The sequence below is a fragment of the Gordonia sp. LMA167 genome (genome assembly GCF_058130025.1).
Genome location: NZ_CM176708.1, coordinates 1,449,454 through 1,464,550, shown reverse-complemented (window position 1 = coordinate 1,464,550; position 15,097 = coordinate 1,449,454). Strand labels below are relative to the sequence as shown.

Genomic DNA, 15,097 nt, shown 5'->3' with positions numbered 1-15,097 from the left:
AACCGAGCATTCGTAGGAGGGTGGCGTGAGCCAGCAACAAGCCGACGCGGTGGTCGTCGGATCGGGTTTGGCGGGACTGGTCGCGACCTACGAACTCACTCGTGCCGGCCGCAAGGTCGTCGTCGTGGATCAGGAGAACCGCAACAACCTGGGCGGGCAGGCGTTCTGGTCGCTCGGTGGCCTGTTCCTCGTCGACAGCCCGGAACAGCGACGCCTCGGCATCAAGGACTCGGCGGAGCTGGCACTACAGGACTGGATGGGATCGGCCGGTTTCGACCGTGAGGACGAGGACTTCTGGCCCCGGCAATGGGCGCGCGCGTATGTGGATTTCGCCGCCACCATCAAACGGCAGTACCTCCACGACCTGGGGCTGCGCATCACTCCGATCGTCGGGTGGGCCGAGCGCGGCGGTGGCTTCGCGGACGGCCACGGCAACTCCGTGCCCCGATTCCATCTGACCTGGGGCACCGGCCCCGAGGTGGTGCGCGTCTTCGTCGAACCGGTGTTGGAGGCGGAGAAGCGAGGCCTGGTGGAGTTCCGGTTCCGTCACCGGGTCGACGAGATCGTCGTGGAGGACGGGGCCGCGGTCGGCGTCCGCGGCAGCGTGCTCGCGCCGACCGATCTCGACCGCGGTGTCGCATCGTCGCGGGAGGTGACCGGTGACTTCGAGATCCGGGCCGGCGCCGTCGTCGTCACCACCGGCGGTATCGGCCACAACCATAATCTGATCCGGGCCAATTGGCCGACGGAGCGCCTGGGTCCGGCCCCGAAGACGATGATCTCCGGTGTCCCCGCCTACGTCGACGGGCGGATGCTCGGCATCGCCGAGGAGGCGGGCGCCAGTCTGGTCAACCGCGACCGGATGTGGCACTACACCGAGGGAATCCACAACTGGGATCCGATCTGGCCCGACCACGCGATCCGCATCATCCCGGGACCGTCGTCACTGTGGCTGGACGCCAACGGCAATCGCCTGGCGCCGCCGAATTTCCCCGGCTTCGACACCAACGCGACAATGAAGGAGATCCTCGCCACCGGACACGACTACTCGTGGTTCATCCTGACCCAGAGCATCATCGAGAAGGAGTTCGCGCTGTCCGGGTCCGAACAGAACCCCGACATCACCAGCAAGGACCTCAAGTTCGCGGCGAAGAGCCGATTCGCGAAAGGCGCGCCGGGGCCGGTCGACGCGTTCACCAAGCACGGGGTGGACTTCGTCGTGCGCGACAACCTTCCCGAGCTGGTGGCCGGAATGAACGAGATCGCGCGCGGCCCGAAACTGGACCTCCAGCACGTCGAACGGTTGATCTCCGCGCGCGACGCCGAGATCGACAACAAGTTCTCCAAGGACGCGCAGCTGATGGCGATCACCAACGCACGCCAATACCTCGGCGACAAACTCGTGCGCGTCGCCAAGCCGCATCGCCTGCTCGACCCCGCCCACGGGCCGCTGATCGCTGTGCGACTCAACATCCTGACCCGAAAGACTCTGGGCGGCTTGGAGACCAACCTCGATTCGCAGGTGATGCATCCCGACGGCACCGCGTTCGACGGCCTGTTCGCGGCCGGTGAGGTCGCCGGTTTCGGTGGCGGTGGCGTGCACGGCTACAACGCTCTGGAGGGGACTTTCCTGGGTGGGTGCATCTTCTCCGGTCGTGCCGCGGGTCGGGCCATCGCGCGCAGCTGACGTCGCGGTCGCCGAGTCTCGGGCACCGATCGACCGTCGGTTACAGTGAGTCCGTGCCGGTCCCGCAGACGATCCTCACGCGCAAGACGACATCGGCGCTCTTCCTGGTCCTGACGATTGACGACGGCGGGGAAGACGCTGTCCGCGACCTGTTGTCGGATCTACCGACCCTGACCAGGGCAGTCTCGTCGCGGGCGCCCGAGGCGGCGCTGGCGGCCATCGTCTCGATCGGTTCGCAGGCCTGGGATCGACTGTTCGACGGGCCGCGTCCCCGCGCGCTGCGGCCTTTCGTCGTCTACGAGGGCGAGGTGCACACGGCACCGGCCACGCCGGCCGACCTGCTCCTGCACATCAAGGCCGATCGCATGGATCTGTGCTTCGAGGTGGCGAGACTGGCCATGGACGCCCTCGGCGATGCGGTCACGGTCGTCGACGAGGTGCACGGCTTCCGGTACTTCGACCTGCGCGACATCATCGGCTTCGTCGACGGCACCGAGAACCCGGTCGGGCAGGCGGCCATCGACGCGATCACCGTCGGCGACGACGACCCCGCATTCGCGGGCGGCAGCTATGTGGCGATCCAGCGTTATGTCACCGACCTCGAATCGTGGAACGGGCTGAGTGTCGCCGAGCAGGAGGACGCGATCGGGCGCACGAAGTTCGACAACGTCGAGATGGACGACGACGTGAAGCCCACGAACTCGCACATCGCCCTGAACGTCGTCGAGGATGCCGACGGCGAGGAGATCGACGTCGTCCGCGACAACATGCCCTACGGTGACGCCTCCGGGTCCGGTGAGCGGGGCACCTTCTACATCGCCTACTCGGCCGGACCCGACGTCACCGAGGAGATGCTGCGCAAGATGTTCATCGGCGACCCGCCCGGCAACTACGACCGGTTGCTCGACTTCACCACCGCGGTCAGTGGCGCGCAGTTCTTCACCCCGACCGTCGACTTCCTCGAGGACCTGCCCGACCCACCGACGGCGCCCGCCGAGGAGGTCGATGGCGACACCGCTACCTTCCCCGATGATCGAGTAGCCACGAGCGAGCGCAGCGAGCCCGAGGCGTATCGAGATCCCACCGACGGCTCCCTAGGCATCGGCTCTCTGCACTGACTCATCCGATCCCCCCGACCACGACCTTCAGGAGACAGCATGAACAACCTGCATCGCGAACTCGCACCGATCTCCGATTCCGCGTGGGCGGAGATCGAGGAAGAGGCGACTCGTTCGTTCAAACGCAACAGCGCGGCGCGTCGACTCGTCGACGTCAACGGCCCGCTCGGCCTCGAGATCGCCTCGGTGACGCTCGGTCATCGGAGCAAGATCGACCCGCCCGCCGACGGCATCATCGCGCACCAGCGGCGCGCACAGCCACTGGTCGAGCTGAGGGTTCCGTTCACCGTCAGCCGCGAGGCCATCGACGACGTCGATCGCGGCGCGCAGGATTCCGACTGGGACCCCGTCCGCGACGCCGCCGCCGAACTCGCCCGCGCGGAGGACCGGGCGATCTTCGAGGGCTACCCCGCCGGCGGGATCACCGGTATCCGCCCCACCGCATCGGTGAAGCCGATCGCCCTGCCCAGCGACGTACGCGACTACGCCGAGGCGTTGTCGCAGGCCACCACCGCCCTGAGGCTGGCCTCGGTCGAGGGCCCGTATTCGCTGGCGCTGTCGAAGGACGTCTACACACTCGTCAACGAGACCTCGAACCACGGTGTCCCGATCCGCGATCACCTGCAGCGGCTGTTGGTCGGGGGCGGTGAGATCGTCTGGGCGCCCGCGATCTCGGGTGCGTTCCTGCTGAGCACCCGCGGCGGCGACTTCGAGATGAGCATCGGCCAGGATGTGTCGATCGGCTACGACAGTCACGACGCCGACACCGTGACGCTCTACTTCCAGGAGACCTTCACCTACCTCACCTACACCCCCGAGGCCGTGGTCCCGTTCACCTTCTCCGGGTGAGGCCGGTCCCGCGCCCCGCACCCCTGGCTTGTCGAGCAGTCCGAGGCGCCCCGCACCCCTCGCCCCTCGCTCCTCGCTGGTCGAGTAGTCCCAGCCACCCCGCACCCCTCGCCCCTCGCTGGTCGAGTAGTCCCAGCCACCCCGCACCCCTCGCCCCTCGCTGGTCGAGTAGTCCGAGGCGCCCTGCGCCCCTCGCCCCCTCGCCCTCGCTGGTCGAGTAGTCCGAGGCGCTAGTGGTGTGTATCTGAATTAGTTGGCTACTCGTTCGAGTGTCGTGCGTGCGCGGGCGATTTTGGCCAGGATGGATTCGGCGGTGGCGGTCCACACGTAGGGTTTCGGATCATCGTTGTGGGCGTTGAGGAATGCCTCGATGCTGGCGATCAACTCGGGCACGCTGCCAAAAATGCCGCGGCGAATGTTCTTGTCGGTCAACTCCCGAAACCAGCGCTCGACCTGGTTGAGCCAGGACGACGATGTCGGGGTGAAGTGGAAGTGAAACCGTTTGTGCCGATCCATCCATCGCTTCACCTCGGGATGTTTGTGGGTGGCGTAGTTATCCAGAATCAGATGGACCTCCAACCCCGCCGGCACCTGCTTGTCGATCGTGTTGAGGAACTTGATGAACTCGTTGTGGCGATGACGCGGCAGGCACTGACCGATCACCGAACCGGTCAGCACATCCAACGCCGCGAACAAGGTCGTCGTGCCGTTGCGTTTGTAGTCGTGGGTCATCGTGCCGGCCCGCCCCTCCACCAGCGGCAACGACGGTTGCGTGCGATCGAGCGCCTGAATCTGGCTTTTCTCGTCCATACACAACACGATCGCGTTCTCCGGCGGGTTCACATACAGTCCCACCACATCGATCAGCTTCTCCTCGAACCGCGGATCATTCGACACCTTGAACGAGTCGACCCGATGCGGTTTGAGGTCAAGATCAGACCAAATCCGTTGCACCGTTGAAGGACTCACACCCACCTTCTTCGCCATCGTGCGGCACGACCAATGCGTGTGCCCCGGCGGCGTGGTCGTCTTGGTCAACCTCACGATCTCGGCGATCTTCTCCTCACTGATCGACGAACGTCGACCGCGGCCCTTTCGGATCAACCCCAACCCCGCCAAACCGTCCTCGGCATACCGGTTGCGCCACGCCCGCACCGTGGCCGGGCGCACCCCGACCTCCTCAGCAATCCGAATGTTGGCCACCCCGTCGGCGGCCATCAACAACACCCGAGCCTGCAACACCTGCTGATGCGGCACCCGCTGGCTACGGGTCAACTTCTCCAATGTCTCTCGCTCACCGGCCGACAAAGCCAACGGTGCTGCAGGCGCGCTCATACCGAAATCATACCCAACGACTAGACGATTATTTACGATACACACCACTAGCCGAGGACGTATCGAGACCAGGCGACTCGCGAGGTCTCGATACACCCTCGGCTAGCGCCTCGGGTTACTCGACCAGCGAATTGGACACCCACGATGCGGCCACCCCGGGTCACTCGACCAGCGAATTGGACACCCACGATGCGGCCACCCCGGGTCACTCGACCAGCGAATTAGACACCCACGATGCGGCCACCCCGGGTCACTCGACCAGCGAGTTGGACACCCCACACGCGGCCACCCCGGACTACCCGACCAGCGAACTGGACACCCCACACGCGGCCACCCCGAGCCACCCGATCGCCCGACGGGTTACCAGCGTGGTCGACGGAACAGAAACACTGTCGCGCACCGTCGGTGCCGGTTGCTAGCGTCTTCTGAGTGATCACCTCATGCTGACCCGACTCATCCGCACCTACCTGTCGGGCTATCGCTCCTACATGGTGGTCGTGGTGGCCCTGCAATCCGTCGCGACCGCGGCGATGCTGTACCTGCCCACGCTCAACGCCGACATCATCGACAAGGGCGTGGCCGAAGGCGACACCGACTACATCCTGCGCATCGGCGGCTGGATGCTGGTGGTGACCGTCGCCCAGGTGATCTGCACCGTGTCCGCCCAGTATTTCGGCGCCCGCGCGGCGCTCGGTGTGGGCCGCGACATCCGCGGCGACCTGCTGCACCGGGTGAACACCTTCTCCGCCCGCGAGGTCGGCGGTTTCGGCGCGCCGTCACTGATCACCCGGACCACCAACGATGTGCAGCAGGTGCAGCTGCTGGTGGTGATGAGCACCGCGATCCTGGTGATGGCGCCGATCATGTGTGTCGGCGGCATCGTGATGGGTATCCATGTCGCACCCGGGCTCGCGTGGTTGCTGGCGATCGCGGTACCCGTCCTCGGCATCACCATGTCGCTGATCATCAGCCGCATGATCCCCGGATTCCGGGCCATGCAGGAACGCATCGACTCGGTCAACCGGGTACTGCGCGAACAGATCACCGGCATCCGGGTGGTCCGCGCATTCGTGCGTGAACGGCACGAGATCACGCGCTTCTCCGGCGCCAACGACAACCTCGCCGACGCCACCCTGCGCGTGGGCCGGTTGATGGCGCTGATGTTCCCCCTGGTCATGCTCATCACCAACGTCACCATCGTCGCGATCATCTGGTTCGGCGGGCACGCGGTCGCCGACGGCAGCGTCGAGATCGGCGCCCTGACCGCGATGATGAGCTACGCCATGCAGATCATGATGTCGGTGATGATGGCGTCCTTCCTGGCGATGATGGCGCCGCGCGCCGCGGTCTGCGCCGAGCGGATCTGCGAGGTGCTCGACACCGAGACGTCGGTGGTGCCGCCGTCGTCTCCGATCGGCTTCGCCGGCGATCCCGGCACGGTCGAGTTCCGTGGCGCCGAGTTCCGCTACCCGGGCGCCGACGACCCCGTCCTGCGCGACATCAGTTTCCGGGTCGAACCCGGCACCACAACGGCGATCGTCGGATCGACCGGATCCGGTAAGACCACCGTCCTCGGACTCATCCCCCGGCTCATCGACGCCACCGGCGGTGAGGTCCGCGTCGGCGGAACCGATGTACGACGCCTCGATCCGGACGAACTGCGCTCGGCGATCGGTCTCGTGCCCCAACGCCCGTACCTGTTCTCCGGGACCATCGCCTCCAACATCCGTCACGGCAAGGCCGACGCCACCGACGAGGAGATCTGGGCGGCGTTGCGGATCGCACAGGCCGACGACTTCGTCGCCCGGATGCCCGACGGACTCGAGACCAAGGTCGCCCAGGGCGGCACCACCGTCTCCGGCGGTCAGCGTCAGCGGCTCGCGATCGCGCGCGCACTGATCCGCCGACCCTCGGTCTATCTCTTCGACGACTCGTTCTCCGCTCTCGACCTGTCCACCGACGCCCGCCTGCGAGCCGCACTGCGCCCGGCCACCCGCGAATCGGCGGTCATCGTCGTCGCCCAGCGGGTGTCCACCATCGTCGACGCCGACCAGATCGTCGTCCTCAACCAAGGTCGCGTGGTGGGGCTCGGACGCCACGACGACCTCGTCGGGACCTGCGAGACCTACGCCGAGATCGTCGAATCCCAGCTCGCGATCCAGGAGGCGTCATGACACGGCCCGGTGGCGGTGGCCCGCCGATGATGGCCGGTCCGGCGGAGAAGGCACGCTCGTTCGGGCCGTCGGTGAAACGACTCATCCGTCTGCTGCTCGCCTACCGCGTCTTCACCGTGACCGTCGTCGGTTCGATCGTCGTGTCGGTCATCTTGTCGGCGGTCGCGCCGCGGGTGCTCGGCCATGCCACCGACCTCGTCTTCGACGGCATCATCGGGTCGCAACTGCCCGCCGGTCTCACCAAGGACCAGGCGATCGCCGGAATGCGCGAGCAGGGTCAGAACACCTTCGCCGACATGGTCAGCTCGATGGACGTCACCCCCGGCGTGGGCGTCGACTTCGCCGCCGTGGGCCGGGTGCTGCTGATCGTGCTGGTCCTCTACGTGCTGTCGTCGGCGCTGGCGTGGCTGTCGGCGTACCTGCTGAACATCGTGGTCGTCGGCACCATCCGACGCCTGCGCGCCGACGTCGAGGCCAAAGTCCACCGCCTACCGCTGAGCTACTACGACGCCTCCGCCCGCGGCGACCTGCTCAGCCGCGTCACCAACGACCTCGACAATCTGTCGCAGAGCCTGCAGCAGACCATCGCTCAGTTCCTCAACTCGGTGCTGATGGTGATCGCGCTGCTGGTGATGATGATCTGGATCTCCCCGCTGCTCGCGCTCATCGCGATCCTCACCGTGCCGTGCGCGTTCATCGCGACCGCGCAGATCGCCAAACGGTCCAAGCCGCATTTCATGGCGCAGTGGGCGTCGACCGGTGCGCTCAACGCGCAGGTCGAGGAGGCGTTCACCGGACACGAACTGGTGAAGGCGTTCGGTCGGCAGGCCGAGATCGAGGCGACGTTCGACGAGCGCAACCAGAAGCTCTACGAATCGAGTTGGCGCGCCCAGTTCATCTCCGGGATCATCATGCCGACCATCATGTTCCTGGGAAACCTGAACTATGTGGCGGTCGCGGTCGTCGGCGGACTGCGGGTGGCGTCGGGTTCGCTGAGCCTCGGCGAGGTGCAGGCCTTCATCCAGTACTCGCGGCAGTTCACCCAGCCGCTCACCCAGATCGGGTCGATGTTCAACCTGATGCAGAGCGGCGTGGCGTCGGCGGAACGGATCTTCGATGTCCTCGACGCCGAGGAGGAGACGCCCGACCCGTCGACCCCCGACACCCCGTCGCACGATCACGGACTCATCGCATTCGAAGACGTGTCGTTCCGGTACGTCGAGGAGCGGCCACTCATCGAGAACCTGTCGCTGGTGGCCCAACCCGGCCACATGGTGGCGATCGTGGGACCCACCGGCGCCGGCAAGACGACGCTGGTGAACCTCATCATGCGGTTCTACGACGTCGACCACGGCACGATCCGTGTCGACGGTGTCGACTCGCGCCGAATGACCCGCGACGACCTGCGCGAACGGACCGGCATGGTCTTGCAGGACTCATGGCTGTTCGGCGGGACGATCTACGAGAACATCCACTACGGTGACCCGACCGCGACACGAGCCGAGGTCATCGAGGCCGCCGAACTCAGTCACGTCGACCACTTCGTGCGGACGTTGCCCGACGGGTACGACACGGTTCTGGACGAAGAGGGCGGCGGTGTCAGCGCCGGTGAACGGCAGCTGATCACGATCGCCCGCGCCTTCCTGGCCAAGCCCACGATCCTGATTCTCGACGAGGCGACGAGTTCGGTGGACACCCGCACCGAGCTGCTCATCCAGCAGGCGATGGCGAACCTCCGCACCGATCGCACGAGTTTCGTGATCGCCCACCGGCTCTCGACTGTCCGCGACGCCGACGTCATCGTGGTGATGGAGGACGGCCGGATCGTCGAGCAGGGCAGCCACGACGAACTGCTCGCCGCCCGCGGCGCCTACTGCCGGCTCTACAACAGCCAGTTCGCCGGGCCGGCCGACACCGAGGTCACCGAAGTCAGCGAAGTCGGCGAACCGGTGCGGTAATACACGCAGAACTCCCACACCCACGCAATGCATCGCGTGTTTGTGGGAGTTTTGGGTGTTCGAAGGTTCGGCGGAGCCGATTGGCGCTGCGCGACGTCCAAGACCCATGGACAACTTCCCCACCAACGACCACGGCCTCATCCTCCGCCGCGACGCGCTCGATCGCGGATTTACCGACAATCACCTCGCACGCGCGACTCGTGCCGGCACCATCAGGCGTATCTGGCCGGGAGCCTTTGTGCCGGCAACATCTATCCCCACCAAGCCCGAAGACCTGCACCGCCTCCGATCGCTCGCTGCCGTCGAATTGAGCGAAGGCGGGTTCGCCTTGAGCCACGAGTCCGCAGCGCTCCAGCACGGCTTGTCGCTCCTCCACCCGCGCCTGGAGCGGGTGCACTTCGCCACCGGGGCGCACACGGGTGGCCGGATCGAAAAGCACCGGCACCTTCATTCCGGTCCGCTCGACACACGCGACATCACCGCGATCGGCGATCTCACGGTCACCTCGCTCGAACGAACTGTCATCGACGTCGCCTGCAGCAACGGCTTCGCCCAGGCCCTGGCGGTGCTGGACTCCGGGCTTCGCCGTGGCGCCGACGCCGAGGTACTCGCGGATCTCTTGGCTGATCGACGGCGCGGCGTCACACACGCACGTCGGGCCCTGTCGTTCGCCGACCCCGGCGCCGAGAACGCGGGCGAGTCCTGGGGCCGAGCCCAGATGATCAACGCCGGGTTGCCGGTCCCACGGCTGCAGCACGAGTTCTACGACCCCTACGGAATCTTCATCGCGCGCACCGATTACGACTGGATGGGCAAGCTCGTCGGCGAGTTCGACGGGATGACGAAATACCAGAAGCATCTGAGAGACGGTGACAGTCCGTTCGACGTGATGCAGCGCGAAAAGGCGCGCGAGGATGCACTGCGCCGGCTGGGTATCCAGGTAGTCCGGTGGATCTGGGACGATCTGCGCCACGGGCGGGTCGTCCCGATGGTCCGTGGATGGCTTGAGCGACTGGGCATCACGGCCTGAACACGCAGAACTCCCACACCCACGCAATGCATCGCGTGTTTGTGGGAGGTGTGCGTGTTCGAACCGGGAACACGAACGCTCAGCCCTCGCGGCCCGGCTCCAATGCGGCCGCGATCCGGCCCTCGAGCTGCTCGCTGGCAGCCGGTGGTACCACGATGAGGCCTTCGAGTTCGTCGCGCGCCTTGCGGTAGGCGGCCTGCCGTTCGGCGGGTGTGGCCGCCGAATCCGCCGCCACCGCCACCAACCGACGCGCCCGCTCGAGACGTTCCCGCTCGATCGGTGAGAAGTCGGCCTGCTTGCGACGACGGGCCTCCCGTTCGGCGGCGTCGAAGGCGGTCGCGAACTCGCCGACGGCATCGCGGTATTCGGCGAACACGGCCGGATCGAGCAGTTCGTCGGGGTTGTCGGGCCGGAGATCGTCGGCCCGCACCTTGGCGCGGTGAAAGGTCAGTGTCAGCGGCTCACGAAGGTCGGTCATCATCGGGAACTGGATGAGGGTGGCCAGGTCGAGTTCGTAGCCGAACCAGCGCGCATTTACGTCATCATGGCGTGCCAGCGCCTTGGCTATCGCGGTCCGGCTCGTCTGGGTGATGCGTAGCTGTTCGGTCTTGGCGGATGCGCGGATGCGTTCGAGCTCGATCTTGTCGCGACGCCGTTTCTCGTTATAGCTCGCAATCCGGGCACCCCAGCCCCCGACGATGCCGCCGATCGGGAAGATCAGCCACCAGAAATCGCCGATAGAGCCCATGAAACCGCCCACATCTCAACTGTACCGAGACCGACCACCCCGACGGCTACTCTCATTCAGGTGGCCGACCCGAGCGCCGAACATCTGCACCCCGTTTCCCTCGACGAGTGGCACGACTGGCTCCGCAACCACCACGACAGATCCGACGGCGTGTGGTTCGTCTTCTGGCGCAAGGAGTCCGGCAACGCGCCTCTCGACTACGACGAGGTCGTGCGAGAAGCACTGTGCTGGGGCTGGGTCGATGGCCACACCCGCACCATCGACGACGACCGCCGCGGCATGTGGTTCACCCGTCGAGGACGCAACAGCGCGTGGGCAGCGTCGAACAAGGCACGCGTCGCCGATCTGCTCGCCGAGGGACGGATGCAGCCGGCCGGCCAGGCCGTCATCGACGACGCCAAGGCCCGTGGCCTCTGGAATCTGCTCGACGACGCGGAGGCGCTGATCGAATCGCCCGAACTCGCCGCCGCGCTGGACGCCGACCCTCAGGCCCGGGCGAATTGGGATGCCTTCCCGCCGAGCGCTCGCAAGTTCGGGTTGAGTCAGATCGCCTTCGCCAAGCAGCCGGCGACGAAGACCAGACGGATTGCGACCATCGTCGAAAAGGCCGCCCGCAACGAACGGCCTTCGTGATCGACGAAGCCACCCTTCACCCCGCTCCCTGAGGAGCCTCCGAGCCTCCGAGGATGCGTCACCCCGCTCCCTGAGGAGCCTCCGAGCCTGCGAGGATGCGTCACGAAGGGCCCTTCGTGACGGTCCTCCGCTAGCGCTCCGGGCCTCCTCAGGGACCGGTAGAACTCGTCTCCACCAGCGCCGAAGGCCCCCCACCCGCTCCCTGAGGAGCCTCCGAGCCTGCGAGGATGCGTCCCCCCGATCCCTGAGGAGCCTCCGAGCCTGCGAGGATGCGTCACGAAGGGCGGATATCCTCAGGGACCCGGGGCGCGAAAACCTACAGATCCGGGATCGGCAGATCCAGGTTGGGCGCGATGATGCCGCCGTCGATCTCGAGGATCTTGCCGGTGACGTAGGAGCCGGCGGGCGAAGCCAGGTAGAGCGCCGCGGCCGCGATGTCGTCCGGCTCGCCGAGGCGATGTAGCGGGGTTGCGGTTTCCACCTCCGTGCGCATGCCCTCGTCGGCGGCGACGACGTCGAGCGCCGAGGTGCGGATCGCTCCCGGCGCGATGCCGTTGACCCGAATCTTCGGGTTGAGGTCCATCGCGGCGAGGCGCGTGTACTGGGCGAGGGCACCCTTGGCGGTTCCGTAGGCCGCATACGCGCGACCCGGCGTGCGACCGACGGCCGAGGTGACGTTGATGACCGCTCCGCCATCCTTGCTGGCGAGTAGGTGCGGCACCGCGGCCACGATCAGCGCGTGCGCGTTCGTCACGTTGAAGTCGAAGGCCTGTGTCAGGTGCTTGGGTTTGGTGTCCATCAGGGGTCGGGGCAGCGCGCCGCCGACGTTGTTGACGACGATGTCGAGCCGACCGAACTCGTCGACGGCCGTCTGGGCGAGCCCGGCGACGGCGTCGAGATCACTGAGGTCGGCGACCACCACCTTGGCCCGACGACCCGCCTCGCGGACGCGGGCCGCGACCTTGTCGAGTTCGTCCTCACTGCGCGCGGAGATCACCACGTCGGCCCCGGCCTCGGCGAAGGCGACCGCAATGGCCGCCCCCAGTCCACGTCCGGCGCCCGTGACGATCGCCACCTTGTCATCGATACGAAATCTGTCCAGGATCACGCCTGCCAGAATGCCATCGATTCGACCAAAACTGAAACATGTTCTAGTTGCTTGGTTCGAGCCGGCGCACTGCACCCCTCGTCCACACCCCCCGTCTGGGGGATGGTCACCCCCGGGACCTGCGACGAGACTGGGGTATGGGTCCATCAAACGGACCGCGGAGGTGAGAATCATGGATGAGGTACTCGTGATCGGCAGCGGGCCATCCGGGTTGGCCACCGGCGCCGAACTGGTGAAGCGCGGCGTCCCGGTGACCGTGCTGGAACGCGGTGAGCGGACCGGGGCCGCCTGGGCGGGCCGATATGACGGTCTTCGGTTCAACACGAGCCGATGGTGGTCGGCGCTGCCCGGCTCCCCGTTCCCCCGTTCCTACGGCTGGTTTCCGACCCGCGACCAGTACGTCGACTACCTCGACGGTTACGCCGCCGCCCGACATGTCCCGGTGCGGCATGGCGTCGGAGTGCAGCGCCTGGACCCGAGCCCGGGCGGCGGCTGGGACGTCACCACCGACGACGGGACGGTGCACGCGCCTCACGTCGTGGTGGCCACCGGCATCTTCAACGTGCCCTCGCTCCCGGCGTGGGCGACCGGTCCGCACACCCCGGCCAGGGTCGTGCACTCTGCCGCGTACCGCAATGCCGCACCGTACCGAGGGGATCGGGTCCTCGTCGTCGGCGCGGGATCGACGGGGATGGAGATCGCGCGAGAGCTGGCCGACGAAGGTGCCGCCGAGGTGCTGCTGTCGGTTCGGACGCCGCCGAACATCTTGCTGCGGAGCAGCGCCGGTATACCCGGCGACCTTCCCGTGCCGATCCTCGTCCGGATGCCGACCCGCTCGGTCGACACCTTGCTGGCCCGAATCCAGCGCGCGACCGTCGGAGACCTCTCCGCATACGGCCTCGGTACACCGCCGGCCGGGGTGTTCGCGCAGCTGCTCGAACGCGGCGCCGGCACCGCCATCGTCGACAAAGAGGTGATCGACGCCATCCGCAGCGGTGCGATCCACGTCGTGGCCGCGGTGGATCGACTGGACGAGCGCGGCGCCCACCTCGGCGACGGCTCACACGTCGACGTCGACACCGTGATCGCCGCGACCGGCTACACCAGCGGCCTACCCACCCTCGCCGGGCACCTGGGCGTCCTCGACGATCGCGGTCTGCCGCGCGTCGTCGACGGCGGTGAGGCGCGGCCCGGACTGCGCTTCGTCGGCTACGTCCTGCGCCCCGGACTCACCGGCTACACCGGCAAGCTCGCCCGACAAGCCGCCCGTGGAATCGCTGCCGCCGGAGCCACCCCGACACCCCTCGCGTCCCGAACCGATCAGCCCGACGCCGAGTGCACCGGCGGTTGATGCTGGAGCCGGGCCAGCAGCTCTGGCCGGCTGCCCACCCCGAGCTTGGCGAACACCGACTTCACATGCCCGCGCAGCGTCTCCGGCGTGATCCACAGTTCACGGGCGATGTCGGCGGTGTCCATCCCGGTCAGCAACAACTGGGTGACCTCGCGCTCTCGCGGCGTCAACTCATGTAGCCGGAGCAGAACGGGTGCGACGTCGGCGCGGCGTGCCGGTTCCAGCACGACCGCCGTGCTGACGCTGTCGAGGCGCAGCCCGCGCACGAGCAACCATTCACCGGAGACAGCGCGGGCCCGAGCGACCGCCGGCGGCCCGACGCGCTCGCCGTCGGCGAGGGCGCGTGCCTGGGCGGCCACCTCGTGCACCACGATCGAGGCATCGAGCCGGGAGGACTCGATGGGGCCCAGCCAGTCACGTGCACGCTGCGTCGCGGTCCGGACCCGACCGTCGTCGTCCAGCACGATCATCGCGGGCGGACCATCCGTCCGCAGGGTATCCACCTGATGCACCAGCAGACCGGCCCGAAGACCGTGCGCCACATGCGCCGACAGCCGGGCCACCAGCTCGACCTCGCGGCGGGTGAACCAGGGATCGTCGGCGGTTCTGGTCAAGCAGGCGTGCCCCCAGGTGACCTGGCCCGCCCGGAACACCGCCCGCAGCTCATCGCCGAAGCCGCCCGGCTGGTAGATCCGGGTCCAGCGGGCGCTGCGGTCGAGGTGTCCACCGGTCGCCGCGCTCAACGCCGCCGCCGTTTCCGAACCCCGGGCGATGTCGACGAACTTGGTGAAGTCCGGGACGGTGAGTTCGAGCTCGATGAGCGCGAGGTGCGCGTCCCTCGGCACGCCCTCTTCGTAGACCCCGGTGATGAGGAGCGTGTCCGGGTCGACGAGCAGCCAACCGGCCACCGCATACGGAATGTGCCGGCGCACGGCGTGTGCCACGTGTTCGAGGAGGATGAGCGGCTCCTCGGCACGAGCACAGATCCGGGCGACCTGCTCGAGTAGCCGACCGTCATCCGCGCCCGCGTGGCTGACCATGGTCATTCCATGATGGACCCCACCGGGTGCCGATCGCATCACCGCGGCACCGCGAGAGCAGCTCGG

12 protein-coding genes are annotated in these 15,097 nt (G+C 67.2%); 8 read left to right on the top strand and 4 right to left on the bottom strand.

All coding sequences use genetic code 11. The annotated features are described in order from the left end of the window. Positions 1-25 precede the first annotated feature (25 nt). The 3 genes from ACVT6V_RS06605 to ACVT6V_RS06595 are packed head-to-tail and all read left to right on the top strand — an operon-like array spanning position 26 to position 3,654. Positions 26-1,687, top strand: a complete 1,662-nt coding sequence (locus tag ACVT6V_RS06605) for an FAD-binding dehydrogenase (RefSeq protein WP_489899000.1) — start codon at positions 26-28, stop codon at positions 1,685-1,687. Positions 1,688-1,740: 53 nt separating this feature from the next. Beyond that, positions 1,741-2,805 carry a Dyp-type peroxidase gene (locus tag ACVT6V_RS06600; RefSeq protein ID WP_489898999.1) on the top strand — a complete coding sequence of 355 codons (1,065 nt, stop codon included), beginning with the start codon at positions 1,741-1,743 and terminating at the stop codon, positions 2,803-2,805. Positions 2,806-2,844: 39 nt separating this feature from the next. After that, on the top strand, positions 2,845-3,654 hold the full coding sequence (locus ACVT6V_RS06595) for a family 1 encapsulin nanocompartment shell protein (protein WP_489898998.1): 810 nt from the start codon (positions 2,845-2,847) through the stop codon (positions 3,652-3,654). A gap of 249 nt (positions 3,655-3,903) precedes the next feature. Here the strand turns inward: ACVT6V_RS06595 and ACVT6V_RS06590 are convergent, their stop codons facing one another. After that, positions 3,904-4,989, bottom strand: a complete 1,086-nt coding sequence (locus ACVT6V_RS06590; protein WP_489895452.1) for an IS630 family transposase — start codon at positions 4,987-4,989, stop codon at positions 3,904-3,906. A gap of 440 nt (positions 4,990-5,429) precedes the next feature. Between ACVT6V_RS06590 and ACVT6V_RS06585 the strand changes: the two genes are divergently transcribed. The 3 genes from ACVT6V_RS06585 to ACVT6V_RS06575 all read left to right on the top strand — a co-directional run bounded on the left by ACVT6V_RS06585 (position 5,430) and on the right by ACVT6V_RS06575 (position 10,151). After that, positions 5,430-7,163, top strand: coding sequence for an ABC transporter ATP-binding protein (locus tag ACVT6V_RS06585; protein ID WP_489898997.1), 1,734 nt, complete (start codon positions 5,430-5,432; stop codon positions 7,161-7,163). Next, entirely contained in the window at positions 7,160-9,121 is a 1,962-nt protein-coding gene (locus ACVT6V_RS06580; RefSeq protein WP_489898996.1) for an ABC transporter ATP-binding protein, read from the top strand. The genes ACVT6V_RS06585 and ACVT6V_RS06580 overlap by 4 nt, the downstream gene beginning before the upstream one ends. A gap of 106 nt (positions 9,122-9,227) precedes the next feature. Next, complete coding sequence (locus ACVT6V_RS06575; protein WP_489898995.1) at positions 9,228-10,151, top strand: type IV toxin-antitoxin system AbiEi family antitoxin domain-containing protein; 924 nt, start codon at positions 9,228-9,230, stop codon at positions 10,149-10,151. 79 nt (positions 10,152-10,230) lie between these two features. On the opposite strand, the gene ACVT6V_RS06570 is transcribed toward ACVT6V_RS06575, so the two are convergent. Further along, the gene (locus ACVT6V_RS06570) at positions 10,231-10,899 is read right to left on the bottom strand and encodes a hypothetical protein (RefSeq protein ID WP_489900728.1); all 669 of its coding nucleotides are present in this window, start codon (positions 10,897-10,899) and stop codon (positions 10,231-10,233) included. A gap of 60 nt (positions 10,900-10,959) precedes the next feature. Here ACVT6V_RS06570 and ACVT6V_RS06565 point away from each other — a divergent pair, with 60 nt between their 5' ends. Continuing rightward, a complete protein-coding gene (locus tag ACVT6V_RS06565; protein ID WP_489898994.1) occupies positions 10,960-11,532 on the top strand; it encodes a YdeI/OmpD-associated family protein in 573 nt (190 codons plus the stop codon). A gap of 316 nt (positions 11,533-11,848) precedes the next feature. On the opposite strand, the gene ACVT6V_RS06560 is transcribed toward ACVT6V_RS06565, so the two are convergent. Next, positions 11,849-12,640, bottom strand: a complete 792-nt coding sequence (locus tag ACVT6V_RS06560; protein WP_489898993.1) for an SDR family oxidoreductase — start codon at positions 12,638-12,640, stop codon at positions 11,849-11,851. A 172-nt stretch (positions 12,641-12,812) separates the two neighbouring features. Here ACVT6V_RS06560 and ACVT6V_RS06555 point away from each other — a divergent pair, with 172 nt between their 5' ends. Further along, complete coding sequence (locus ACVT6V_RS06555; RefSeq protein ID WP_489898992.1) at positions 12,813-13,991, top strand: flavin-containing monooxygenase; 1,179 nt, start codon at positions 12,813-12,815, stop codon at positions 13,989-13,991. Here the strand turns inward: ACVT6V_RS06555 and ACVT6V_RS06550 are convergent. Then, positions 13,961-15,031 carry a helix-turn-helix transcriptional regulator gene (locus ACVT6V_RS06550; RefSeq protein ID WP_489898991.1) on the bottom strand — a complete coding sequence of 357 codons (1,071 nt, stop codon included), beginning with the start codon at positions 15,029-15,031 and terminating at the stop codon, positions 13,961-13,963. The genes ACVT6V_RS06555 and ACVT6V_RS06550 overlap by 31 nt on opposite strands. Positions 15,032-15,097 lie beyond the last annotated feature (66 nt).

Bases quoted from the DNA above. Each gene is read 5' to 3' on its own strand.
- ACVT6V_RS06570 (WP_489900728.1), bottom strand. From the start codon at position 10,899: ATGGGCTCTATCGGCGATTTCTGGTGGCTGATCTTCCCGATCGGCGGC.
- ACVT6V_RS06550 (WP_489898991.1), bottom strand. From the start codon at position 15,031: ATGGTCAGCCACGCGGGCGCGGATGACGGTCGGCTACTCGAGCAGGTC.
- ACVT6V_RS06595 (WP_489898998.1), top strand. From the start codon at position 2,845: ATGAACAACCTGCATCGCGAACTCGCACCGATCTCCGATTCCGCGTGG.
- ACVT6V_RS06580 (WP_489898996.1), top strand. From the start codon at position 7,160: ATGACACGGCCCGGTGGCGGTGGCCCGCCGATGATGGCCGGTCCGGCG.
- ACVT6V_RS06575 (WP_489898995.1), top strand. From the start codon at position 9,228: ATGGACAACTTCCCCACCAACGACCACGGCCTCATCCTCCGCCGCGAC.
- ACVT6V_RS06590 (WP_489895452.1), bottom strand. From the start codon at position 4,989: ATGAGCGCGCCTGCAGCACCGTTGGCTTTGTCGGCCGGTGAGCGAGAG.
- ACVT6V_RS06585 (WP_489898997.1), top strand. From the start codon at position 5,430: ATGCTGACCCGACTCATCCGCACCTACCTGTCGGGCTATCGCTCCTAC.
- ACVT6V_RS06555 (WP_489898992.1), top strand. From the start codon at position 12,813: ATGGATGAGGTACTCGTGATCGGCAGCGGGCCATCCGGGTTGGCCACC.